The organism is Paenibacillus cineris, assembly GCF_018333335.1.
GTDB classification, from domain to species: domain Bacteria; phylum Bacillota; class Bacilli; order Paenibacillales; family Paenibacillaceae; genus Paenibacillus_AQ; species Paenibacillus_AQ favisporus.
The window spans coordinates 92174-117194 of the sequence record NZ_BORU01000003.1 but is presented as its reverse complement, the minus strand read 5'-3'; the positions used below and the strand labels follow the sequence as shown (position 1 = coordinate 117194).

Below are 25021 nucleotides of genomic sequence, written 5' to 3'. Positions count from 1 at the left end.
GGTAAAGAAACTGAGAGATTGTTACGAGCATACTTCAACTCTTTTTCCCAAACGGCTCAAATAGCGAGCACGATTAAAGCATGGCCCTCCGCCTCCTTGAAAATGTATTGACAACATGTGGCAGAGGGGATAGATTGAACTCATAAACACGTGTTTATGCCTAAAGGTGTTATTTTTTTGAATGGCGAATGCCGGATTCGCGATTATACATACAGGGCATGGTGAAGCGGAGCTCACGGATACTGCAGCTGCGCCGCCTTTTGTGAACACGTGTTAATGAATTTGGAGTGTGCAGGATGAGGAAGAACGACATCAACAGCATCGAAATCGCCAGAATCGCAGGTGTCTCGCGAAGCACCGTCAGCCGGGTGATCAACAATTACCCAAACGTGCCGCAGGCTACGCGGGAAAAGGTCATGCAGGTCATCGAGAGGTACGGCTATTCTCCTAATTTCTCGGCACGCATCATGACCGGTATGAAAACGCTTACCATTGGTCTGTTCCTGATTTCGCCGGAGGCGATTCACGACACGCTGACCCACGCGCTGATCGGCGATGTGATCGAGAGCGCGTCCAGTCGCGGCTACTACGTCCTGACCCACATTATCCGGAGCACAGGGGACACGGAGACTGTCCGCAAGGTGAAGGATACGTTTTATCAGCGGCGGATTGACGGCGGCATATTTATCGGCGCGGCGAATCATGAGCCGTTTATCGAGGAGCTCATTGCCAAAGGATTTGTGGCGGGAATCGTGGACCAGCATCTGGAGGGGCGGATAGAGCCGAACCGGGTGATCTGCAATTTTGACAACAAGCTGGGCATGAAGCAGGGAGTCGATTACCTGGTAGGCCTGGGACACCGGAACATTGCGTTCATTGCAGGGGATCCGCTTCGCTGCTCCGGTCCCGAGAGAATGGAGGCTTTTCAGGATGCAATGGCGGCTCACGCCCTAAAGGTGAACCCGGACTGGGTCCTGCCATCGGATTTCTCCGAACGAAGCGGATACCAGTCGACCGCGCGCTGGCTTCAAAGCATCTCAGACCTGCCGACAGCCATCTTCGCCTGCAACGACAGCGTGGCATTCGGGGCGCTTCGGGCCTTGAACGAGGCTGGATTGCGGGTACCCGATGACATCTCCCTGATGGGGTTTGACGATCATCTCTTAAGCTCCCGCATACAGCCGGCGCTAACCACCATACGCGTGAACTTTTCCGAAATGATCGACATGCTGACGCGGCAGGTCATCGAGACCGTTGAGGACGAGACACAGATGTTCAAAAAATACGTAGGGACCGCGGAGCTGGTCATCCGGGACTCGTGCCGGAAAGTGTGATGTAAACAGTAAGGATGAAATGTGCGTAGGATTTGGTGTTTGGCGGGAACAGAAGAGGGAATCTATTGACTGCTTGGGGTTCGAAGTGAAAAATGCTTTTCCAATTCAGCACTGTTAAGGAGGATTTTTATATGACGGCAGGCGCATTAGGAACCAAGCTGGTTACACAAATCGGGATTGTCGTGAAAGACATCGATACCGTTTCGCAGAGCTATGCGGATTTTCTGGGGGTGGAGCGGCCGAAATGGTCCTGGACCGACACCGTGGATGTCGCCCAGACGGAGTTTAACGGGCAGCCTTCGGAGGCGCGTGCGAAGCTGGCCTTTTTTGACTGCGGGCAGCTGCAGATCGAGCTGATCGAGCCGGATGAGCATCCGTCGACCTGGCGCGAATTTTTGGATGAGCGCGGTGAAGGCGTGCATCATATTGCGTTTGGGATTCAAGGAATGAAGGACAAGATCGCCGTTCTGGAAGGCCGCCATATGCCGCTGATTCAAAAAGGCGAATACACCGGCGGGCGCTACGCATACATCGACAGCAGCAACGAGCTGAAAGTTCTGATCGAGCTGCTGGAAAACGATTAATCCGATAAGCAGGGCGAGGTGCTAAAGTTATGAATATTTTGATTACGGGATCAGCCCGGGGGCTTGGCTTTGAAACGGTCAAAGCGGCGCTTGCGCTTGGGCATACCGTGTTTGCAGGCGTGCGGGATATGGAGCGGCATACCGAGCCGCTTCGTGCGCTGCGTGCAGTCCATCCGGACCGGCTTACGCTGATCGCAATGGATGTCACTGACGAAGAGAGCGTGAAAAACGCCAAATCGGCCGTGCTGGAGCATACGGATGTGCTCGATGCCTTGATTAACAACGCAGGCGTGCTGATCGGCCGCGAGCATAAGCTGGAGGAGCTGGATTTTGCCGATATGGAACGATCCATGCTGGCGAACCTGTACGGACCGATGAAGGCCGTGAAGCATTTCCTTCCGCTGCTGCGCAGGAGCGCCCAGCCGTGCATCATCAACATCAGCTCGGAGGCCGGAAGCTTTACCGGGGCCTACGGCGGGGATTATCCCTACGCGATATCCAAAAGCGGGCTGAACTACTTTACCGCGCAGCTCCGCAAGGAGCTGACTCCTCAGAATTTTGCGATTTATGCGGTGCACCCCGGCTGGATCCGGACCCCAATGGGCGGCGACCAAGCGCCGGGCGACCCGGCGGATACCGCGCAGGGCTTGCTGCGCATCGTGGAACGAACCGTCATTCCTGACCCGAATGCCTGGATGGTGAATCATCGCGGGGAAGCGATGCCCTTTTAACGGTCGCGATCTTTGGACCACCGTATTGCATTCGATCAATAAGGAGGATGCTACATGAAAACGATTTGGGCGGTTGTCGGCGACTTTTATCATGAAGCCGAGCCGGCGAAAAAGTCACTTGAACAAGTTTTGGAGCCCTTCTTGGTGAATGGACAAACTGGGCTGCTGTACAAGGAAGTTTCCGATCTCGCCGCCGGGCAGCTCGGGCAGAAGCCGGACCTCGTTATTTTATTTGCGGAGAACCGCCTGGAGCCGCAAAGGGACCCGGAGGCAGCCTGGATGACGGAGGACATCGACCGGCAGATCGAAGCTTACGTAAGTGACGGCGGTGCCTGGCTGGCATGGCATTCCGGGCTGGCGTCGTATCCCGAGGACGGCGCGTATGTGAACATGATGCGGGGATATTTTTTATCCCATCCGAAAGAGCACAGTAACGTGACTTATACACCGGTCGGCGGATCAGCCTTAGGCGAGCTGGACTGTACGTTCCGGTTCAAGGATGAACATTACTTTGTCGCCTGCTCCGAGCAGGAGACCGAGGTGTTCCTGCGGTCCTCTTCGCGGGACGGCGAATCCATTGCCGGCTGGCTGCATCCTTACGGCGAGGGACGGGTAGCCTGCGTGACGCCGGCACATCTGCCTGAGGGATTGCTGAACGAAGGGTTCATCCGGCTGATGCAGCGGGTGATTGCATGGAGCCTAGAACTCGAGCCGGTGGATGCGTAAGTAAGGAAGTCGCTTATGAGGAGCAGGCTTGGAGTTTGCATGGATAAAGGTTTATAGGGATTGTCATGCTGCCGGACACTGGGGTGTGAAATGCAGAAGAGGCAGGGAATAAGGCGTAAGTTTGGGCCTGTATTGTCAGGGATCAAGGCCGGAAGAGGCGTGGATACCTGAGTGGTTGAGGATTCACATGCAAGAGGAATCTGACAAAGATGATGAGGTCAAGCAAGATGAATAAGCAGATGGAATGAATTCAGGAAAGGCAGGCGGATGCGTCTGCCTTTTTTGCTTGACAATCGATTGGTATGGCGAGGTTTGCGAGCGATGCAATGCGCTATAGGAGCATGGTTAATAGCTGCTATGTCTGTTGGTGTTTTTGATATCGGATCCAGGTATTTCGATCGTTTAGCCCCGCACCGTATGCCCTCCCAGCACAACGCAGCGGAGGGGACGAAACAATTCCGGAGAAGCGGAGCGGTCGCCTGAAAGCTTTCCGCAGGAAAGCTCACTTCGGAAGCCCAGGCTGTCCCCGAATTTTATCCTTCTATCTAATCCGCGAAAATTCGGGGGCAACAGCGATCGGAGGAATGTTTCGTACACGGAGCGTCCATCGCAGCACAACGTTCAATATCGGCCACCCCCATGCCGCATTTTAACAGCCCGCCCATCATCCAGAAGCGTTAATTCCCGCTATCAATCGGTAGATCGCTCTATAGCAAGCCGATAAAGCGCTTTCTATAATGAAGTCATACGGCTGGGGCGGAAGCGAATGCCAAGCATTCCTGACTTTTGCCCGTGCAGCCAGAGACTTGCAGAGACAGGAGGAAAATGAGGCGAATGATCACTAACAGCCAAACGGACGCGGTCCAGGTCCGGCAAACCGGCTCCCTGATCCGCGTATCCACGGATCGGATGACGCTGGAGATCGACCTGGAACAGGGCCATTACAGCGCTGCCGGCGGCACGCTGTGGGACTGGAAAGAAATCCGCAGCGCTATCCGGTGGAACGGGCGCGAATACCATACGGGCAGCTACGACCGCCACAGCATGAGTGGGGAGCCGGAGAGCATCGAGGATGCCTTCGGGTCCGGCGTTCACTTAACGCTGGTGCATGAATCCGACATGCTCCCGACGCTGGAGCAGCATTTCTGGATTTATGAAGGTGCGCCGTTTTACCTAACGCAGCTGGTGGCCGTCCATAAGACGCGCATCCGGCTGAACCGGATGACGGTGCTGCGGTGCGGGCAGCTGTCCTTTGGGCCGACCATGGACAAGGAAGACGAGCTTACGGTGCTCCGCGTTCCCTACGACAACGACAAGTGGGTGCGCTATGAGACACAGACGGCGCCGCTGCGCACCGAGAGCTACGAGGTTACGGCCTTGTTCCGGCCGCACAGCCGGCAAGGGATCGTTGCCGGTTCACTGAGTCATGACGTCTGGAAAACCGGCATCAAAATCCAGGGCGAACACCCGGGAACACTGGATGAGCTGGAGCTGTACGCCGGCGCTGCCGGGGAAATGACCCGGGATTTTCAGCCGCACGGTTACGTCCATGGGACGCGCGTGGCGTCGCCGGTCGTATTCGTCGGCGGGTACGACGATTACCGCCGCGGCCTGGAGGCTTACGGACGGGCTAATGCTGCCCTGTCGCCGGCGCTTCCATGGGAAGGCGGGGTCCCCGTTGGCTGGAACAGCTGGTCTGCCGCCATGAGTACGCTGGATTACGATCTGTACACATCGACGAGTGATTTTTTGAAGCGCGAAGTCCAGGCGGATGGTTTTCAAAATAACGACACGCTGTACATCAACTTCGACGCGTTCTGGGACCGTCTGACGGATGAAGAGATGGAGGATGCGCTGAACCGGGTGCGGCAAAACGGCCATAAGCCGGGGACGTACTGGACGCCGTTTGCCTTCTGGGGCAGTCCGTCCCAATTCGACAAGCCCGTGGAGGGAACGGATGGCGAGTTCACGTACAGCGACATTTTGCTGCGGGACGCTGAAGGCGAAATCCTGCCGGACATCGCCGGCGGCCTGGCGATCGATCCGACCCATCCGGGGGCGCTGAAGCGCATCGATTGGTTTACGGACAAAATCATCCGGGAGGGCTTCGAGTACATCAAGCTCGATTTTATGGCGCACGGTGCGCTGGAGGGGCAGCATTACCGCCCTGAAATCACGACAGGTATTGCTGCCTATCATTATGGGCTGTCTTATTTGGCGAAAAAGCTGTCTCCGGAAGCCGCCGGAAAGCCGATCTTCATCAACCTGTCGATCGCGCCGCTGTTCCCGTATGCCTTTGCACACAGCCGGAGAATTTCCTGCGACGTGTTCGGCATGATCGGGGATACCGAGTACCTGCTCAATTCGCTTACTTACGGCTGGTGGATGAACAATACGCTGTACCGGTTCAACGACCCCGACCACTCCGTGCTGTACAAGAGCTTTAACCAGGAGGCCACCACACGCCATGAGGGGCGGAGCCGGCTGTCGGCATCCGTGATCGCGGGGACGGTGCTGCTGCTCGGAGACGATTTCAGGCAGGAAGAAGCAGCCTCCCGCGCCAAGGCTTGGCTGCGGAACGGCAGCATCATGGGGCTTGCACGGAAGGGCACAACGTTCGTTCCGGTGGAAAGCGCCCAGGGCGGCCGTGCGGCGGACGTCTTTATGCTGGCTGATCCGGACGAGGAGGGGACGGTCTACCTGGCTGTATTCAACTTCGACGGCAAACAGGCGGCGGACAAGACAGTCCCTCTGGACCGCTTGGGACTCGACCCGCTCGCAGCTTACCGCGTAACCGACCTGTGGGAAGGGACCGAGATTGAGGCCAGCGGGGAAGTCTGCTTAAGTCTTGAACCGGCGGCGTCCACCATTTTAAAGTTATGCATCCAACCCTAATTCAAATTTCAAGGAGGATTGAGGATTGCCGATGAGTACACGAACCCGGTTTATCCCGAAAATATTGCTGATGGTATGGGCGGGGCTGCTGGCCCTGTCCTGGCCCGGGGCTTCCTGGGCCGCAACTTCTGAAACGGCTGCCGGAACGGGAGTCAATGCAGCAGCAGCTTCGTACGAGGCGGAAGCTGGCGCGAACACGTTTACGGGTAATGCGGGTCCTGCGGACTGCGGAACCTGCTCGGGCGGCAAAAAAGCCGGCAACCTGTACGGCGGCTCCACCCTGCAGTTTAACGGCGTCACCGCGGATCAGGCCGGCGTCTATACGATGACGGTGCACTACATTTCCGGCGACCCCCGCGCCGCCGTCATTTCGGTCAACGGGGCGGAAGGGGAAAATTTCAACTTTCCCAAAACGGCGGACTGGAATACGGTCGGCACCTACGATATCCAGATCGACTTGAAGCAGGGCAGCAATACGATCCTCTTCGACGACGGCGGCGGATACTCGCCGGATATCGACCTGATCGAGCTGCGGCTGGCATCGGCCGGCGACGGCGTGCCGGACCATGACGGCAGCATTGGCGAACTGGGCAAACAGCTCTATGTCACGAAGTACGGCCCCATTACGCTGACTGAGTATCAGCGCGGATTTAGTGTAGCCAATCCGTCGTATGAACTGCTGTACAACACTTCAACCGGCCTGTCCCAGTACAACTGGAACCATAAGCCGGTGATCAAGGGTGCCTATAGCGAAATCCAGCTCGACAAAACCGTGGCGAGCAAGGATTACGGCAAGCATACGTTTAAAGCCAAGAACGGTGTGACTCCCTTCCGTGACGCCACGGGCGAAGGCATCAAGGTTACGGTCCGCAGCGAGCAAAAAGGACTGCCGGATCTGAGCCAGGTCTTTTACATTTATAACAATGGACCGTACGTGTTGGCGGAAGTTACGGCTTCCCAAGCCGCCGGGCTGACGACGAACCAAATTACGCCGCTGGCTGTGGAGGCCCGGGGCGGAATCGATATCGGCAGCTACGGCGACAACCGGGTGCTCGTGACGCCTTTTGATAACGACAGCTGGTCCCGGTATCAGGCGAAAAGTATCAATACTCGCTTAAATACGGATAACTATGTCAGTTCCGAACTAACAGCCATTTATGACAATACAAGCCGAAAAGGTCTGGTGGTCGGTTCCGTTACGCATGACACATGGAAAACCGGAATCCACTGGAGCGGCACAGACAATAAGCTGAACGAGCTGCGCGTGTACGGGGGCTTTACTTCCCAGGCTTCCACGCATGACAGCCTTCCGCACGGAAGCGTGTCCGGAAAGAGCGTGACTTCGCCGAAGGTGTTCATCGGTTTGTACGACGACTACCGCAAAGGCATGGAGGGTTACGGCCAGGTGAATGCCGCGATTGCGCCGCCGCTTGCTTTTGGCCAAAACATCCCTGAAGGCGTACCGGTCGGCTGGAACAGCTGGGGCGCTTATGCCGATCATCTCAGCTACGACAACGCGGCAGCCGTCTCCAATTATGTGAAGGAGCATCTGCAGAACAACTCTTTCGAGAACAACGGGAACGTGTATATTAACCTCGATTCGTATTGGGATAACATGACCGACCAGCAGCTGACCGATCTCGTGAAGCTGATTCACGGCAACGGACAGAAGGCGGGCATCTACTACTCCCCGTTCGTTTATTGGGGGGACAACATGGACCAGGTGGTCGAAGGGACGGACGGCAAGTACAAGTACGGGGATATCGTGCTGAGAGATGCATCCGGCAGCGTTCTGCCGAAGCTGGACGGCGCTTATGCCGTGGACCCGACCCATCCGGCCGTGAAAGCCCGGATCGACTACTATATGAACCGTTTCAAAAAGGAAGGTTTTGAGTATATTAAGGTAGACTTCCTGTCCCATGGCTCTTTGGAAGGCCGGCATTACGATTCGAAAGTGCAAACCGGCATTCAGGCGTACAATCAGGGAATGGCTTACCTCGATCAGGCCATCGGCGGCACGATGTTCATCAGCGAATCGATCGCTCCGCTGTTCCCGAGCCAATATGCGCACAGCCGCCGCATTTCCTGCGACGTGGACGGCAGCCTGGGCAGCACGGAATACCAGCTGAACAACTTGACTTACGGCTGGTGGCAGAACGGGACGATTTATCATTACACCGACCCGGACTATATGACGCTGGTGAAGGGCGGCTCGTATGAAGGAGCGCAGACCCATGTCAATGCGGCGGCCATTTCGGGTACGGTCTTCCTGAACTCCGACGATGTGAACGACCCGGCGGCGCGCCAATACATGGAGAGCCTGCTCACCAACCCGGAAGTGAACGCGCTGGCGGTGAAGGGCAAAGCATTTAAGCCGGTGGAAGGAAATACCGGAACGAAAGCAGCGGACCTGTTTGTGCTTGAAGACCAAGGCACGTATTACTTGGCCGTGTTCAATTACACGCAAAATCCGGAGCAGCGTCAGATCGACCTGAAGCGTGCCGGCATTCCTGTCCAAGCGGGGGCTTCCGTTCAAGTGACCGATTTGTGGACCGGGGAAAAGGTAACGGCAGGTGCAACGCTGGACGTTACGCTGAAAAGCGCCGAATCCAAGCTGTACCAAATTAGTCCTTGAATTTGACTTTGCCCATAGGCTGGTTTATCGTGGGACAGGATGGGTGGTTTTCAGTCATCCACGACATTTACCTGATTCGAAGGAGGCGTCTTACTCATGAACAATCTGCAGTCCACCACAACCTTGTCCAGCGGATATGCCATGCCATGGCTCGGGCTGGGCGTCTACAAGGCACAGGAAGGCAATGAGGTCGTTGGCGCGGTGAAAGCGGCCATTGCGCACGGCTACCGCAGTATTGACACGGCTGCGCTGTACGGTAACGAAGAAGGTGTCGGCAAGGCGGTCCGGGAATCCGGCGTTCCGCGTGAGGAGCTGTTCATTACCACCAAAGTTTGGAATTCGGATCATGGTTATGACTCTACCCTGAAGGCGTTTGAACAAAGTATAAGCAAGCTAGGCCTGGACTATGTGGATCTTTACTTGATTCACTGGCCGGTCAAAGGCAAATACAAGGATACATGGCGTGCGCTGGAAAAGCTGCAAAAGGACGGCAGGGTCCGTACGATCGGCGTATCCAACTTCCACGTTCATCATTTGGAAGATCTGATGCAGGATGCCGAGGTGAAACCGGCCGTCAATCAGGTGGAGCTGCACCCGCTGCTCTCCCAAACGGAACTGCGCAGCTACTGCAAATCGCAGGGCATTCAGATTGAAGCCTGGTCGCCGCTGGCTGCGGGCCAGCTGCTGGACAATGAAGTGCTGGCAGGCATCGGCGCCAAATATGGTAAATCCACCGCGCAGGTCATCATCCGCTGGGATCTTCAGCACGAGATCGTGACGATTCCGAAATCGGTCAAGGAGCACCGGATCATCGAAAATGCCGATGTGTTCGACTTCGAATTGACGGCGGACGAAATGCAGCAGATCGACGGGTTGAACCGGAATCAACGGACCGGCGGGGACCCGGATAATTTTAATTTCTAAGCGGCATCTATCAGAGCAAGTATGACCAACCCAATCGCGTATTCCGGCTGACAAGCGGATGCGCGATTTTTTATTGTTCCCTGGATTCATATCCGGTGCAGCGGATTCAGCCGGTACTGGCTGGGAGTCGTGCCGTGAAAGCTGCTGAAGTGCCGGGAAAACGGGTGGATGGACGGGTACCCCAGCTTTTCCGCAATCGCCGTAATGCTAAGGTCGGTTTCGACCAGCATATGGGCCGCCCGCTTCATCACGAGCTGATGATGGTAGGCCTTCGGGGTCATCCCCGTTTCGCGCAGAAACAGTTCATGGAAATAGGTGCGTTTCAGACCGCAGAACCGAGACCAGGCTTCCACCGACTGTCCATGCTCCGGACGGCTGTTCAAATACTCCAGCAGGCGGACGATGCGGTAATCGCTCGGATGCTGCACGTTCACGGCGTTGTGCCAGGACAGCATCCAGCCGTACAGAAAGCTGTTCACCGTTTCGCTGCGGTAAAACTTGGATTCGCTGTACATCCTGGCGATCATGGCGATTCCATCATACAAATGGGGATGGGCGCGCAGGGAGAAGACGCTCGGAAGCCGGTCCAGTTCATCGCAGGGCTGCTGAACAGACAATCGGTCAAAAACGAAAGGCTCGGGCGCATGGATGAAAGACCGGCTCGGAGAGAGCGGGTTGGCGTCATCCCATAAATCGAAATACAGATTATACGAAGGCAGCGGCTGGGACGGGCGGATGTGAAAAGCATGCGGCTGGCCCGGGCGCAAAAAAATGAGCGTTCCCCGCTCGATCGGATATTTGACCCCTTCGACCTCCATTTCTCCAGGGCCTTCATTAAACAAGTGGAGGGCATACACGCTGCCTGCGCGCAGATGCTCGTTGCTGCTGCCGTCGTACAGATAACTCATGGAGTCGCCTACGAATGGAGTTATCTCGGATAAGCTTTTGTTCATATCATGTCTCCCCCGCATTTAGAAGGTGTATGTCTGCTGATTCAAAACGATAGATTGGCGGATGAATTGATAAATCAATGGATGCGTTAACAAAGACGGATTATACATCAAAATGATACGATAAAATCAACGGTACCGGAATAGAATTCAGTAAGAAAAGCGGATGAATTCGCAAATAAATTATGGTGGAGGATATCGGATGAATGACTTGAAGCTCTGGTACGAAGGCCCTGCGGCAAGCTGGGCACAGGGGCTGCCGCTCGGAAACGGCAGAATGGGCGGCGTGATTACATCGGCTCCGTACAAGGAAGTTTGGAGCCTGACCGAGGTCACATATTGGTCGGGACAAGCGGAGCCCTGCCACGGCCGCTCCAATACGAAGCAGGATCTGGAGCGGATGCGTGAGCGCTTTTTTGCGGGTGATTATGCCGCTGGCGACAAGCTGGCGAAGGAGCATTTGCAGCCGCCTAAGCGCAACTTCGGCACGAATTTGAGCCTGTGCGACATCATCCTGGAGTGGCCTGCGGCAGCCTCGGAAGGGGGAGCGGAAATGCGCCGGGAGCTGGATTTGCAGCAGGCCGAGGCGCGCTCCGCCGGTACAATGAACGGATACCGGTTTGAACGGGAGACGTTCATTTCCCATGCGGACGATCTGATGGTGTCCCGGCTGTGGACCGAGGACCCGGCGGGGCTAACGTTCACGCTCCGGCTCGAGGGCCGCACGGAAGAGTTCGGCAGCGAAGCCCGGGAGCCGGACATGCTGGCCTTTACCGGCAAAGCGGTCGAAACCGTGCACAGCGACGGAACATGCGGGGTGTCCTGCAGCGGAGCGGTACGTGTCCAGGCCCGCGGTGGCAGCGTGCTGGCCTCGTCCGGAACGATCCGGGTGGAGCAGGCGGAAGAAGTGTGGGTATACACCGCAGTGCACACGGATTACCGCCAGCAGGACTATGCATGGAAGGAAGCGGGCTTCCGCCAGCTGGAGCAGGCGCTGGGCAAAGGCTATGACCGGCTCAAGGCGGACCATGCCGCCGATTACCGGCCGCTGCTGGAGCGGGTGCGGCTGGATCTCGGCACGTCAGCGGCGGCCGGCCTGCCGACCGATGAGCGGATGCGCCGATTCCGCGCGGGCCAGACGGATGATCCGGCGCTGTTCGCGCTCTTCTTCCAGTACGGCCGCTATCTGATGATCGCCGGATCACGCCAAGACTCACCGCTGCCGCTGCACCTGCAGGGCATCTGGAATGACGGTGAAGCGTGCCGGATGGGCTGGAGCTGCGACTATCATCTGGACATTAACACGCAGATGAACTATTTTCCGGCGGAAATTGCCAATCTTGGCGATTCCCACGAGCCGCTGATGCGCTACGTCCGGAAGCTGGCCCAGGCCGGCCGGTCGGCCGCGCGGCAGTATTACGGCGCAGAAGGCTGGGTGGCCCACGTGTTCTCCAACGTCTGGGGCTTCTGTTCGCCCGGATGGGAGACGTCGTGGGGCCTGAACGTGACGGGCGGCCTCTGGCTTGCGACCCATATGATGGAGCACTACGAATACGGCATTAACGACAAGTTCTTGGCGGAAGAGGCGTACCCGGTGCTCAAAGCAGCCGCGGCCTTTTTCCTGGACTACATGACCGTGCATCCGGAATTCGGCTGGCTGGTGACCGGGCCTTCCAACTCGCCGGAGAACAGCTTCTATCCCGGGTCTCCGGAGGAAGGAGCGCAGCAGCTCTCCATGGGTCCGACGATGGACCAGGTATTGGTGCGGGATCTCTTCACGTTCTGCCTGAATGCAGCCCGAAAACTGGACGTGGACGCCGAGCTGCAGCGGAAGTGGGAGCACGCCATCTCACTGCTGCCTCCATTGCAGGTCGGCCGGCGCGGCCAGCTGCAGGAGTGGCTGAAGGACTACGGCGAAGCGCAGCCGGAGCACCGCCATTTGGCCCATCTGTTTGCCCTGTATCCCGGCAGCCAGATTACGCCGCATCATACGCCGGCATTGGCCGAGGCGGCGCGGGTAACACTGCAAAACCGCATGGAGCGCATCGACCTTGAGGACGTGGAATTTACCGCCGCCTTATTCGGTCTCTTCTTCGCCAGACTGCACGACGCGGACCGGGCTGAGCATCACATCGCCCATTTGATCGGCGAGCTGTGCCTGGACAACATGCTGACCTACTCCAAGTCGGGGATCGCCGGGGCGGAGACGAATATTTTCGTAATCGACGGCAACTTCGGCGGGACGGCCGCGATCGCGGAGATGTTGCTGCAGAGCCATGCTGGGGAAATTCATCTGCTGCCGGCGCTGCCGGACAGCTGGCCGGACGGGGAAGTTCGTGGGCTTCGGGCCAAAGGAAACATGGAAGTGGACTTGACATGGAAGCATGGCAAGCTTGTCCACGCCCGGATACAGGCCTTGTCGGGTGGAACCGTTCAGGTATATTGCGGGGATCGGAGCGTGACGCTGAATTTAACCGCCGGCGAGGTGCATACGCTGGACGGAGCGCTCGCCGCGAATACGGCTGCCGGACGAACAAGCTGAGCCGCGCCGAGCTTCGGTGAACTTTAGGCATAAAGGCAATTGCAGCCGTTCGGGCTGCGGTTGCCTTTTCTATATACAAATCATGATTTACGGCCTCCTCAGTCCCGGTGATGCTGCATTCTAACCGCAAAACAGGGAAAAATGTACCTTTTGGCTGGAGTGTACCTATACAAATTTGCGATCAAGGCTTTATTATGGAATGTACGCTGCATGAGCAGGCAATACATCTTTCAACCCACAAAATGATAGCGCTATCAAAATAAGGGGGATATCATGCTGAAACGTTCCAGCGTTTTTCGAAATTTTCTGATTTCTTATATCGTCATTCTTCTGATCCCCTGTGTGGGCGGTTACATTTCTTACCTCACCTCGATATCCGTTACACAGTCCATCTCGATCGACAACAGCTTAATTCAGCTGGAAAAGAGCCAGGAGCTGCTGGAGCACCGGATGGCGGAGGTGGAAGGCATGACCCGGCAAATCGCCATCAGCCAGGAAGTGAATATGCTGATGAACGACCGCCATCAAGTGCAGGATGTGTACGGTTTGTGGAAGGCGATGCGGAACGTGCTGACCTTTGGACAAACCAACGATTTTCTTCAAAACTATTTCATTTATTTGGCCAATTACGATTTGATCCTGACTTCAGGCTCCACTTTCCGGCCGGAGCATTATTATGAATATTTTCATTATGACGATATGTCGTTTGACGAATGGAAGACCCAAGTGCTGCTAAAGACCCACCGCAGCGAAATCAAGCCGTTGACGGCCTATACGGAGAGGGGAATGGGTACTTCCGTCATTACGTTTATGCAGTCCTTGCCGCTCGACAGCTTCAACGATTCCTCGCCGGCGAGCGTGGTGGTCATGATCGACGAAAAAACCATTACCGGTTTGCTGTCAGGTCTGACCAAAGGATTTGGCGGATGGGTGCATATCTATGACAGTCAAGGAAATACGCTTGCGCTCCAAGGGAGCGTTCCGTCGTATGTGGACAGATTGAAGGATGACCCGGCTTTTGATGCCAATAAAACGAGCCAATTTTATAAGGATGACCTGGTCATCACAACCCGTTCGGACAAGAACGGTTGGGTGTACCAGGCCGGCATTCCGCGGACAACCCTCATGGAGAACGCCAACAAGATCAAGCGCGCAACCTTTATCCTTACCGGAGGGACGATGCTGATCGGCCTGCTGGTCGGGCTGCTGCTGGCGCGTCGTCACAGCGTTCCGATCCAAAGCATGATCGGTATTATCAAAGAACAATTCGGCCGGGACGAGCTGGAGAAAAGGAATGCGTATGATTTTCTTAGCGGCAATATCGCCAATATGATCAAGACCAACAAACAGCTCGAAGGCGAGCTGACCCTTCAGCTTCCGCTGGTCCGCGACGCTTTCATTAAGCGCCTCATTGCAGGCGAATTCGAATCGCACGATGTCATCGTGGCGGCGGCCAAACAGGCCAACATTTCGCTCGACAAGGAGAGCGGTTATGCAGGCATTCTCTGCATTAACGGATACTCGGGTATGGACAGCGTGGAAATTTTGAATGAGCTCAGTGCCACACGCCTCCTTGTGAAACAAGCGCTGCTGGAAATCGCGGGTCCGCTGCCGGTATCCGACCTTGGATCCGATAAGCTTGTCGTCTTGTTTTTCTCGCACGAGAACCGGGAACCCGGGCAGGACGAGGAGGAGCGGATAACCGCGCTGATGGAAGAGCTGATCCAGCATCTGTTCCAGGAATACAAGGTTTCCATCCAAGCTGGTTTCGGCGAGGGCTTTGAGACGCTGATGGATGTGAGCCAATCGTTCGAGCAGGCCAAGCAGGCGCTGGAATATGCCGTGTTTGTGAACTCCAAGGGCATGCTGTGGAATCATGAAGCCCGCATCGAAAACACGACGTATTATTACCCGCTCGACGCGGAGCAGCGCCTCGCAAGTACGATCCGGGCCGGGGAAGAGGAGGAGGCCGGCAAGATCATCGACAGCATTTTTGAGCAAAATATCGCAAGGCGCGAGTTGTCTGTCGAGATGAAGCATCAGCTCGTCGGTGAGATCAAAGGAACTTTCCTCAAGCTGCTCGATCAGAAGGTTTTCCAAGAGTCGAACATGCTGGAAACTGTGAAGCGGAGGGTCATCGACATCGGCCCCGCCGAGCCGCTGGATTCCGTTCAGGCCGAAATCAAGAGCATTACCGCCACGCTGTGCGGCTATATCGCCAACAAGAAAAAGGACTCCCATGCCAAACTGGTTCAGCGGATGTACCAGTACACGGAGGAGATGTACGCCAATCCCGATCTGACCCTGTACCGGGTGGCCGAATATGTGGAACGGCCGGAAAAATACATTTCCCAGTTATTTAAAGAAGTGACCGGGGTCAATTACTCGGACCATCTGATTAAGGTGCGCATGGAGAAAGCTGCTGAACTGCTTAAAGAAAGCAATCATACGGTCGACGATATCGCCGCCCAGGTGGGGTACAACAGCTCCCATTCGTTCCGCAGGGCGTTCAAGCGATTGATCGGCGTGACGCCGAGCGTTTACAGGCAAACGCTCGACGAATAGCACCAGTTCTTGTAAGCCGCAGGATCCGTTTGAGGACGATGCGGCTTTTGTGCGTGCGGAAGCCGAAACGGAAATATGTACAGCGCTTAGAGCGATGGACCCCCGAAAAAAGGGAAATTGGATGCAAAACGACCGAAGTGTACCTGTTCAAGCGCCCGTTTGATCCACTATGCTCAAGCAAGAAAGAAAACGCTGTCATTTCATCACGCATCCACGCTGATGGCATAGGGGGGATTATTATTCTGAACAAGCAAGCCGCAATTCCAATGAAGCGCAAAAGCAGTACGCGCAAGGTCAGTTACTGGCAAATTGCCGGTAAAAGCATGAAGAAGCATTGGCAGCTCTATCTGCTCGTGATTCCTCCGCTGTTATTTTTCCTTATTTTCAAATACTACCCGATGTTTAACGCAGTCCTTGCATTCAAGGATTATAACGTCATTAAGGGGATTTGGGGCAGTCCATGGGTAGGCTTCAAGCATTTTGAGCTGTTCTTTAAAAATCCGCTGTTTTGGACATTGCTCAAAAACACGCTGCTGCTGAGCGGTTATTTGATCCTTGCCGGATTTCCGATTCCGATTATTCTGGCGCTGATGATTAACGAATTGCGCGGGAAGAGATTTAAGAAATTCGTGCAGATGGTCACTTTCGCTCCTTATTTTATTTCCACGGTAGTTATGGTGTCGATCGTCATGCTGTTCCTGTCCCCAAGGCTGGGCTTCGCCAACGTCGTCCTGAATTATTTCGGGCTTGAATCGGTGAATTTTTTGGGCGACCCGGGCATGTTCCGCTCCATCTATGTCTGGTCCGATATTTGGCAGACGGCCGGCTACAGTGCGGTCATCTATTTAGCGGCCCTGGCGGGCATCGACCCGACCTTGTACGAAGCAGCCAAGGTGGACGGGGCTTCGCGGTTCCAGAAAATCTGGCACGTCGATTTGCCGGGCATCATTCCGACCATCGTCATCATTCTGATTTTGAATGTCGGCAACGTCATGGCGATCGGTTTTGAAAAAGTATATCTTTTGCAAAATCCGCTGAATCAGGTGAATTCGGAAATTATCGCAACCTATGTGTACCGGATCGGATTGCTGAACGCAAACTACAGCTTTGCCACAGCCGTCGGCCTGTTTAATTCCGTCATCAATCTCATCCTGCTGCTGACCGTAAATGGATTGGCGAAGCGGCTGACGAACAACAGCATTTGGTAAGGAAGGAGCAAAGGTATGACCATTCAACTCGCAGGAAGAAAAGCAATCAAGGAGTCGAAGGGCGACCGCCTGTTTTTAGGTATCGTCTACACCATTTTGATCTTGGTCGTCCTGGCGGTTCTGTATCCGCTCGTCTACATTTTAAGCAGCTCCATCAGCAGTCCGGCGGCGGTTACCTCCGGAAAGGTATGGCTGTGGCCGGTCGACATTTCGTTTGAGGGTTTCCGCGTGCTTTTCAGCAGGCAGGAAATTATGACGGGCTATTTAAACTCAATTATTTATACGGCGGCAGGCACCCTGATCAGCGTCACGCTGACGGTCATGATTGCCTACCCTTTGTCCCGGAGGTCCCTCTTTGGGCGAAACGTATTCATGATGATCATCACGTTTACGATGATTTTCAGCGGCGGGTTAATTCCCACCTATATGGTGGTGAAAGAGCTGCACTTGATCGACACAAGGTGGGCGCTGCTCATTCCTAACGCCATCTGGGTATGGCAGGTGATTATCGCACGCTCCTTTTTTCAATCGTCGATTCCGGGGGAATTGCTGGAGGCCAGCGAAATCGACGGCTGCAGCGATATCCGGTTTATCCGCAGCGTCGTGCTGCCGCTGTCCAAGCCGATCATTGCCGTTCTGGTGCTGATGTACGCCGTTGGGCAGTGGAATGCCTATTTCGATGCGTTGATCTATCTCAGAAGCGCAGACCTGTTCCCGCTGCAGTTAGTCCTCCGGAGCATTATTATCCAGAACAACAGCTCGGGCGGAACGATGGACGCCATGGCGATGGTGCAGAAGCAACAACTGGCCGAATTGTTAAAATATGCGCTGATCGTGGTGGCGACCCTTCCGGTGCTTGTCATTTACCCGTTCGTGCAGCGCTATTTCGTGCAGGGGATGCTGGTCGGATCGGTCAAAGGATAACCTTGAGGTGCTGATTTCGGCACGCCATCCTGATTCTTATTCCATTTCAAATGGAGGTGGTGCCCTTTTTTGAGAAGAGGAAGGCATAAGAAGCTTGCTGCAGAACTATTAAAAAGGGAGCGATTCGATTGAAAAAAAGCCTAATACGAATGTTTATCCTGCTGATGGCCACCTTCGTCGTCATCAGCGGCTGCTCCGGCAAAAAGACAGATAGCCCGGACAGCGCACAGGGAGGCGGTACCGCAGCCGATGGGGGAGCGTCGAAGCCTGTACAGGTCAGCGTGTTCGCTGTCCAGGAATCGGGAATCGACATTCCGACGAACAAGTTTACCAAATTCGTCGAGGACAAATTTAACATTCAGTTTAAATGGCAGATTAACCCTTCCGACGGAGCTAAGGAGAAACGCCAGATTTCGCTGGCAAGCGGCGATTACCCCGATGCTTATCTGCTGACAGCCTACATCGATGAATTTTCACAGGCCGACGTCCTGAAATACGGGCAGCAGGGGGTGCTGATTCCTCTGAACGATCTGATCGACCAGTATGGGCCCAACATCAAGAAGGCGATGGAAGAGAGTCCTGAAATGAAAGCTCTTGTCACGGCCCCTGACGGCAATATCTATGGGCTTGGAGCCTACACCGAATGCTTCCACTGTTCCTATCCGAACAAAATGTGGCTCAATACCGAATGGCTGAAAAAGCTCAATCTTCAAGAGCCGAAGACCACGGAGGAATTCAGAGAGGTTCTGAAGGCTTTTAAAACGAAGGATCCCAACGGCAACGGCAAAGCCGACGAAGTTCCGCTCAGCGGTTCGACAGAGGACTTCGGCGTCCGCATCATTCCTTATCTGATGAACAGCTTTATCTATGACGATGACCGGAACTATTTGACGATGAGCAGCGGCAAAGTGCAGTCCGCCGCCATTACGCCGGAGTGGAAGGAAGGATTGAAATACGTTAAGTCCCTCTATGATGAGGGACTGATCGACCCGGGCGCATTTACGCAAAATGCTGAGGCCTTCAAAAAAGTCGGCGAAAATGCCGGTGCTGAAATTCTTGGCGCAGGAGCAGGCATGCACCCGGCCATCTTTGTCAATATCGACCCGGGCAACACCCGTTCCGCACACTATAACCCGCTGCCGCCATTGACCGGTCCGAACGGCATCTCGTATGCCACGCATGATGCCGGGGGCGTCACTTCCGGAGCTAAATTTGTTATTACGAATAAAGCAAGCAAAGAAGCGCAGATCGCATTAATTAAAATGGTGGATTATATGTTCACGCCCGAAGGGCAAACCAATGCCGGAACCGGTATGAAGGGCATCGATTGGACGGATCCGGAGCCGGGAGACAAAGCGCTTGGTGAAGGCGTCAAGCCGATGGTCAAAACGATTCCGACGAAGGAAGGCGAGCAGCCGCACAATGCGGGATGGAGCGGAATGGGGCATTTCTATATGCCGAAAGAATACCGCGACACCTGGGTACAGGGCACCGATATTTATGCTTCGGACGGCTATGAGCGCAGATTGTACAACGCTACGCTTCTGTACCAAGGACATGAGCCTAAAGAAATCTTCCCGATTTGGTCCGTCTGGATCGATCCAACCGAAATCGACGAAGCCAGCATGCTGCAGACCAACCTGAAAAATTACATTGAGCAAAATGAACTGCAGTTCGTGACCGGCAACAAAGACCTGGACAAAGATTGGGACGCTTACGTGAAAGGCTTGAAGGACCTGCAGCTGGACCGTTACCTGGAAATTTTGCAGACGGCTTATGATAAGTTAGCAAAATAATACGATATCACAAGGAACCGGCGGCCGGCAAAGCCTGCTGGTTCCTTTGCGGGATGCCGGTTCTATAACAGACTGGCATCTTCCGCATTTCCGTTCATTTTGAGAACAAGGGCCGATTTGTAAAATCAGTTAATCAGTGAACGGAGCAGACAACGCATCGAAAGGAGCAAGGCATGACTGATTCTGGAAATCCGGGTCCGGCGCTGTTCAAATTGATATCATTGGCGGACTTTGGCGACGCTGAGGGCTTACAGGCCAATGCAGGGGCGGCCATGCGGCTTGCGCTAGAGGCAGCCGGTTCGCATGATGGCCCTGTCGTATTGGACATCCCACTTGGAACATATCATTTTTATCCGGAGCATGCCGTCCGGGCGGCTTACCATATTACCAATACGGCCAGCGAGGTGGAAAACCCGGACGTCACGAAAACGGTCGCGCTGCTGATGAAGGGGCTTTGCCGGCTGACGCTGGAGGGGAACGGTTCCCTTTTTGTGATCCACGGCAAGCAAACGATGCTGCTGCTGGATGGCTGCGCGGATATCGAAATCCGCAACCTGCGCTTCGACTATGCGGTGCCGACTGTGACCGAGATGACCGTGGAGCGGCGCGGAGAGCATGAGCTCGACGTTTGCGTGCATCCGGATTCACATTATGAACTGGAAGACGGACGTCTCACTTGGGTCGGCGAAGGATGGAGGTTCCGGGAAGGGCCGGTACAGCACTGCGACTTGGTCCAAAATGCCACCTGGCGTATGGAAGATTGGCCGTCACGGGCTAAACGCATTGAGGAAATCGGCAGCCGGCGGCTGCGGTTTCATTTTGGGGAGGAACCCGTTCCGCATGTTTCGCCTGGAATGACCGTACAAATGAGAGACGGTATTCGTGACCAGGTCGGCGTGCTGATCCTGGAATGCGAGAGGATCCGTCTGATCGGCATGGGGCTTCATTTTATGCATGGGCTGGGCATCGTCGGCCAGTTTAGCGCGGATTTGACCTTCGCCGATCTGGATGTGACGCCGCGCCCTGAGACGGGGAGAACGGTGGCGGGCTTCGCCGATTTTATCCATTGTTCAGGGTGCCGGGGCCGTGTCTCGATCACGGACAGCCGGTTTGCCGGAGCCCATGACGATGCGGTCAACGTTCACGGCACGTACCTCCGCATCGTCGGCCAGCCGGCGCCCGATCAAGTGCGGGTTCGATTCATGCATCCGCAAACGTATGGATTCCGCGCTTTCTTTCCGGGGGACGAAATAGCTTTTGTCGATGCCCGCGGTCTTGCGTCCTATGCTTTCGGGCGGATCGCCGCGGTGAAGATGCTTGATCCCCGCGAGCTGCTTCTGACATTGGAGCAGCCGGCCCCAGCATCGATAGGGGATTACGATGTCATCGAGAACGTGACGTGGACACCGGAGATCGTGATCGAAAGGAACCATTTTGCCAGAATACCGACTCGGGGCATACTGGTGTCGTCGCCGCGGAAGACAGTCATAGAGGGCAACAGGTTTGAACGCATGAACATGAGTGCCGTTCTGGTTGCGAGCGACGCGAATTCCTGGTACGAATCAGGTGCAGTCGCGGATGTGCGCATTGCGGGCAACCAATTTATCGACTGTGGCGGAGAGGAGCATCCCGTGATCCGGATCGCTCCCGAGAATGAGCCTTCCGTGCCGGACGTGCCGGACGTACCGGTCCACCGCAACATCCGGATCGAGGATAACCGGTTCAGAACGGCTCATGCCATGCTGCTGTCGGCGCGAAGCACGGAAGGGCTGGCCTTTTGCCGAAACGATATTTTGCTTGCAGTGAAGGCTGGCAGCAAAGATGGCCTGTATTCGGGCGGGGTCTTTCATAGGCAATACCCTGACGGACTTTTTAAGCTGGAACGCTGCAGCGGAGTTACAATGGCCGACAATTCGGTCGGCTTCATGGTGGCTCCGACAGACGAATAGAACGAGGAATAAAGGAGATGGACGTCATCGACAAAAAAAGACTGATCGTATTTTTGGACAGCGGGGATACGCTCGTGGACGAGTCTACCGAGGTTCGTGACGAAGACGGAATCGTGGTCAGCGCCGACCTGATTCCAGGGGCCGCGGAGATGGTGAAGACGCTGCATTCGCTTGGCTTTACGCTTGCGCTCGTGGCCGACGGAGATGCACAATCCTTCAAAAACGTGCTGAGTCAGCACCGCCTGCACGATTATTTCGATGCGCTCATCATTTCCGAGCTGATCAAGGCCACCAAGCCGAGCCCGCGGATGTTTAAAGCGGCGATCGGCGCGCTGAACGGGTCCGAAGCGGATTTTGCCCGCACCATCATGGTCGGCAACAATTTGAGCAGGGATATTAAAGGCGCGAACGCCCTCGGCATCATCAGCGTTTTTCAATGCTGGACGCCAAGGTACCACCATACGCCGGCAGACGAGTCCGAGCAGCCCGCTTATACGATCAGCGAACCGATGCAGCTCATTGAACTTGTCAACCGGCTGGAAATGGAGCTTGGGGCAGCGGAAACGGAAGGAGAAAGCTCCGAACCCCAGAAAGTACGGCAAGAGCGGCAGGAGCGGCAGGAGTGGCAGGAACGCCAAGCAAAGGGGGCCGGGGATCATGCCGCATTCTAAGCCGATTCATGCGCATGCGTATCCCAAACCCATCATCCATACCCGGAGCGGTCTACCCGCATTTCAGGATAAGATACGTAAGGGACTGCCCGTAAACGTTGCTTTTCTTGGTGGGTCCATCACGGAGGGAGCGGGAGCTTCGGACGCGGATAAGACCAGCTGGCGTGGGCTGACACAGACCTGGCTTAAGGATCGCCACGGCGGCGACCGGGTGGCCTGCATCAACGCCGGTGTCGGCGGCACCGACTCGACCTTCGGCGCGCACCGGCTGCAGGAGCATGTCCTGGAGCACGGGCCGGTCGATCTTCTGTTCGTCGAATTCAGCGTCAACGATGGGACGGACCGCAGCGAGTCGATCCGCGGCATGGAGGGGATCATCCGCGGCTGCAAGCGGCGCTCGCCGCAGACGGACCTTTGCTTTGTCTATACCGCAGCGGACAAAAATTTGGGACCGGGCGTCCCGTTCAACATCGCCGTACACGAGGAGGTCGCTGCGTATTATGGTATCCCTTCCGTCAACTACGCCTCCGCCATTCAGCAGGGCATTGATGAGGGGCGCTGGACATGGAGGGAACTCGCGCCGGATGGCGTCCATCCGAATGACGAGGGCCACGCGCTGTATGCCGGCTTTGCCCGGGATTTCCTGGAGCCTTTCTTTGAGACAGGACTGGATGCGATAGCTGAAACCACTCATGTCACCAGCATGGGAAGGGATGTCCTTTCCCTCCCGCCTTTGGAGGCGGGAAATTACGAGTACGGACGGATGACCCGGGCGGACAGCATTTTAAGCCAAAGAGGATTTGACTACAACGGGCTTCAGCATAAGCCTGTTATGAACTGGCGGTACGATGACGGTCACTTGGAGGCGCTGAACGAAGGAGCAAGCCTCAGTTATATCGTGACCGGCCGCGGAACGGGACTCTGCCTGTTCATGGGCCCCGACTCCGGCATTCTGGAATACGCCGTGAACGGAGGCCCTTTTCAAGAGGTGAACCTTTTCGACGATTGGTGCAAGCTGGCTTACAGACCCGTGATCATCATGTTGGCCAGTGGTTCCGAACCGGCCGAAATGCAGGTGGAGGTCAGAAACACCGGACGAAAAGACATGGAGAGTCTGGGAACGCGACTGCAGGTGCTGCGAATCCTGAGCCATTAAAAAGGGGATAGCATGTCTCGCTCTGGTCGTAACAATCGTAACACTTGGGCCAAAGACCACTATTCACTAAGAAAAACCAGCCAGGCCCCCTTCAGGGTTCCGGCTGGTTTTGGTGTTATTCACGACCGTTACGGGAAAACGTTAGTATGTGCTGTACCTACGCTTCATTACCTGGCTCACGACCTGGCGGGAATATTTCAGCGGCCCCGGGTTCTAGTGTTCGGACACGCTCCAGGTAAGCCGTCACTCGGCGGTCATCTTGATTAGGATAGGCAAAGCCGAATTTCGCCGCCACTTCTTGCGCCGTGCTGCGGAATAAGTTGGTCATCGTAAACAGCGCGTTCCAAGCATCTTCGTATTGGCCTTTTGGATAGGTGGCCAAAAGCTGTTCCCAGCTCGATTCCGGAATGTATCCCTTTAAGTACTTCCCGTTTTTGCCGGTGCTCACCGAGAACCCGGTAAGGACGCCGGCCTGCCATTCGAGCATCTTGACCAGCATCTCCCGGATGATGTTCAAATGGTCGAGCGCGTACAGGATCTCCTGTCTCCACAAGCCTTTGGCGACGTAAGGCGAGACCCACCAAAACTCGTTGCAGCAGTCGGCAAATAATTTAGCGGTCGGCTGCTGTACCCAATACCCCTGATCCGTAGGCTCTGCCAGCTGTGGCAGGCTTTGGTCTTTGTCCAGCAGCACCACGGCCAAGCGGTCACCGCCGTTCCAGTCATCCTTTTTATCGATCGGGCAAAGGGTCAGGTCAATCCGATTGCCATCCGTGAACAGCATGAGATACGGATAAAATCCGTCCATAGCCGGAGGAACGAGCTTCATCTCCTCCGGTTTTTGCATGACGATCCGATCGCCGAATACGTTAACCCAGTCGGGATCCTGGATAAAAGACCCCACGTCAGTCACGACATACACAATATCGTAATCCTGAAAAACATCCTTCGGGGCATTCGGATTCGTCCGCGAGCCGTTCATCCCAACGGCCCGGATACGCTCGTCGCTTTTGGCTACATTTAATATCAAATCCAACATTTCTCGTTCGCTTCTCATCCCGGGTACAGCCTCCCTGTTTTATATTCATTTGGAGTTGGGTCATGCTTACAAGAGGCGGTCCACGAATTCGGATACTCCAGCGAACGACGAGTTCACGTTACAAGTGGTCAAGCAGCTTCTTCATGATGATTGTCCTCCTTTTTAGTGGTGGGTGCATCATCTGCAGAACGGAATTGTAAGGATCATGACAGGCGGTATACCGCCCATACCATAATTACTGACATCTTACCACAAGTTGGGGGAGGGCGGGAAAGCGTGCTGCTCAACTTAGGTGAATTTTCTTGAAGCCAATATCGGTAACATTCCGTTGGATGACCGGACCGTCGGGGTGGTCAACGGATGGTTCAAAAATCAATCTGGATTATACAGGG

General features: G+C 55.3%; 17 protein-coding genes. 15 read left to right on the top strand and 2 right to left on the bottom strand.

The genetic code is table 11. From position 1 onward, the window contains the following. Positions 1–296: 296 nt before the first annotated feature. The 7 genes from KI379_RS24745 to KI379_RS24715 all read left to right on the top strand — a co-directional run bounded on the left by KI379_RS24745 (position 297) and on the right by KI379_RS24715 (position 9829). Positions 297–1334: a LacI family DNA-binding transcriptional regulator gene (locus KI379_RS24745; protein WP_212985222.1), complete on the top strand. Its 1038-nt coding sequence runs from the start codon at positions 297–299 to the stop codon at positions 1332–1334. Between the two features lie 131 nt (positions 1335–1465). Continuing rightward, complete coding sequence (locus tag KI379_RS24740) at positions 1466–1918, top strand: VOC family protein (protein WP_212985221.1); 453 nt, start codon at positions 1466–1468, stop codon at positions 1916–1918. A 29-nt stretch (positions 1919–1947) separates the two neighbouring features. Continuing rightward, on the top strand, positions 1948–2649 hold the full coding sequence (locus KI379_RS24735; protein ID WP_212985220.1) for an SDR family oxidoreductase: 702 nt from the start codon (positions 1948–1950) through the stop codon (positions 2647–2649). A gap of 54 nt (positions 2650–2703) precedes the next feature. Further along, a complete protein-coding gene (locus KI379_RS24730; protein ID WP_212985219.1) occupies positions 2704–3375 on the top strand; it encodes a ThuA domain-containing protein in 672 nt (223 codons plus the stop codon). A gap of 834 nt (positions 3376–4209) precedes the next feature. After that, positions 4210–6270, top strand: coding sequence for an alpha-galactosidase (locus KI379_RS24725; protein WP_212985218.1), 2061 nt, complete (start codon positions 4210–4212; stop codon positions 6268–6270). A 31-nt stretch (positions 6271–6301) separates the two neighbouring features. Further along, complete coding sequence (locus KI379_RS24720) at positions 6302–8905, top strand: carbohydrate-binding protein (RefSeq protein ID WP_212985217.1); 2604 nt, start codon at positions 6302–6304, stop codon at positions 8903–8905. 96 nt (positions 8906–9001) lie between these two features. Then, positions 9002–9829 (top strand): aldo/keto reductase, encoded by an 828-nt coding sequence (locus KI379_RS24715; RefSeq protein ID WP_212985216.1) that lies wholly within the window; start codon positions 9002–9004, stop codon positions 9827–9829. A gap of 86 nt (positions 9830–9915) precedes the next feature. On the opposite strand, the gene KI379_RS24710 is transcribed toward KI379_RS24715, so the two are convergent. Further along, complete coding sequence (locus KI379_RS24710) at positions 9916–10782, bottom strand: helix-turn-helix domain-containing protein (RefSeq protein ID WP_212985215.1); 867 nt, start codon at positions 10780–10782, stop codon at positions 9916–9918. 199 nt (positions 10783–10981) lie between these two features. On the opposite strand from KI379_RS24710, the gene KI379_RS24705 reads away from it, so the two are divergent. The 8 genes from KI379_RS24705 (at position 10982) to KI379_RS24670 (ending at position 23590) form a co-directional block, all read left to right on the top strand. Continuing rightward, entirely contained in the window at positions 10982–13321 is a 2340-nt protein-coding gene (locus tag KI379_RS24705) for a glycoside hydrolase family 95 protein (protein WP_212985214.1), read from the top strand. A gap of 273 nt (positions 13322–13594) precedes the next feature. After that, positions 13595–15886, top strand: a complete 2292-nt coding sequence (locus tag KI379_RS24700; RefSeq protein WP_212985213.1) for a helix-turn-helix domain-containing protein — start codon at positions 13595–13597, stop codon at positions 15884–15886. 266 nt (positions 15887–16152) lie between these two features. Then, positions 16153–17094, top strand: a complete 942-nt coding sequence (locus KI379_RS24695; protein WP_244879428.1) for an ABC transporter permease — start codon at positions 16153–16155, stop codon at positions 17092–17094. 15 nt (positions 17095–17109) lie between these two features. After that, positions 17110–18018, top strand: coding sequence for a carbohydrate ABC transporter permease (locus KI379_RS24690; RefSeq protein WP_076175564.1), 909 nt, complete (start codon positions 17110–17112; stop codon positions 18016–18018). A gap of 128 nt (positions 18019–18146) precedes the next feature. Then, complete coding sequence (locus KI379_RS24685; RefSeq protein WP_244879427.1) at positions 18147–19814, top strand: extracellular solute-binding protein; 1668 nt, start codon at positions 18147–18149, stop codon at positions 19812–19814. Between the two features lie 173 nt (positions 19815–19987). Continuing rightward, positions 19988–21763 (top strand): alpha-1,3-galactosidase-related protein, encoded by a 1776-nt coding sequence (locus KI379_RS24680; RefSeq protein ID WP_212985212.1) that lies wholly within the window; start codon positions 19988–19990, stop codon positions 21761–21763. A gap of 17 nt (positions 21764–21780) precedes the next feature. Continuing rightward, a complete protein-coding gene (locus KI379_RS24675; protein ID WP_212985211.1) occupies positions 21781–22434 on the top strand; it encodes an HAD family hydrolase in 654 nt (217 codons plus the stop codon). Beyond that, positions 22421–23590 carry an SGNH/GDSL hydrolase family protein gene (locus KI379_RS24670; RefSeq protein WP_212985210.1) on the top strand — a complete coding sequence of 390 codons (1170 nt, stop codon included), beginning with the start codon at positions 22421–22423 and terminating at the stop codon, positions 23588–23590. The genes KI379_RS24675 and KI379_RS24670 overlap by 14 nt, the downstream gene beginning before the upstream one ends. A 157-nt stretch (positions 23591–23747) precedes the next feature. On the opposite strand, the gene KI379_RS24665 is transcribed toward KI379_RS24670, so the two are convergent. Continuing rightward, positions 23748–24647 (bottom strand): aminoglycoside 6-adenylyltransferase, encoded by a 900-nt coding sequence (locus KI379_RS24665; protein ID WP_212985209.1) that lies wholly within the window; start codon positions 24645–24647, stop codon positions 23748–23750. Between the last annotated feature and the right edge of the window lie 374 nt (positions 24648–25021).

What these genes read in the sequence shown, in the direction of transcription:
- KI379_RS24690 (WP_076175564.1), top strand. Translation starts at nt 17,110, where the DNA reads ATGACCATTCAACTCGCAGGAAGAAAAGCAATCAAGGAGTCGAAGGGC.
- KI379_RS24745 (WP_212985222.1), top strand. Translation starts at nt 297, where the DNA reads ATGAGGAAGAACGACATCAACAGCATCGAAATCGCCAGAATCGCAGGT.
- KI379_RS24695 (WP_244879428.1), top strand. Translation starts at nt 16,153, where the DNA reads ATGAAGCGCAAAAGCAGTACGCGCAAGGTCAGTTACTGGCAAATTGCC.
- KI379_RS24725 (WP_212985218.1), top strand. Translation starts at nt 4,210, where the DNA reads ATGATCACTAACAGCCAAACGGACGCGGTCCAGGTCCGGCAAACCGGC.
- KI379_RS24705 (WP_212985214.1), top strand. Translation starts at nt 10,982, where the DNA reads ATGAATGACTTGAAGCTCTGGTACGAAGGCCCTGCGGCAAGCTGGGCA.
- KI379_RS24665 (WP_212985209.1), bottom strand. Translation starts at nt 24,647, where the DNA reads ATGAGAAGCGAACGAGAAATGTTGGATTTGATATTAAATGTAGCCAAA.
- KI379_RS24670 (WP_212985210.1), top strand. Translation starts at nt 22,421, where the DNA reads ATGCCGCATTCTAAGCCGATTCATGCGCATGCGTATCCCAAACCCATC.
- KI379_RS24730 (WP_212985219.1), top strand. Translation starts at nt 2,704, where the DNA reads ATGAAAACGATTTGGGCGGTTGTCGGCGACTTTTATCATGAAGCCGAG.
- KI379_RS24740 (WP_212985221.1), top strand. Translation starts at nt 1,466, where the DNA reads ATGACGGCAGGCGCATTAGGAACCAAGCTGGTTACACAAATCGGGATT.
- KI379_RS24720 (WP_212985217.1), top strand. Translation starts at nt 6,302, where the DNA reads ATGAGTACACGAACCCGGTTTATCCCGAAAATATTGCTGATGGTATGG.
- KI379_RS24715 (WP_212985216.1), top strand. Translation starts at nt 9,002, where the DNA reads ATGAACAATCTGCAGTCCACCACAACCTTGTCCAGCGGATATGCCATG.
- KI379_RS24735 (WP_212985220.1), top strand. Translation starts at nt 1,948, where the DNA reads ATGAATATTTTGATTACGGGATCAGCCCGGGGGCTTGGCTTTGAAACG.
- KI379_RS24675 (WP_212985211.1), top strand. Translation starts at nt 21,781, where the DNA reads ATGGACGTCATCGACAAAAAAAGACTGATCGTATTTTTGGACAGCGGG.
- KI379_RS24710 (WP_212985215.1), bottom strand. Translation starts at nt 10,782, where the DNA reads ATGAACAAAAGCTTATCCGAGATAACTCCATTCGTAGGCGACTCCATG.
- KI379_RS24700 (WP_212985213.1), top strand. Translation starts at nt 13,595, where the DNA reads ATGCTGAAACGTTCCAGCGTTTTTCGAAATTTTCTGATTTCTTATATC.
- KI379_RS24680 (WP_212985212.1), top strand. Translation starts at nt 19,988, where the DNA reads ATGACTGATTCTGGAAATCCGGGTCCGGCGCTGTTCAAATTGATATCA.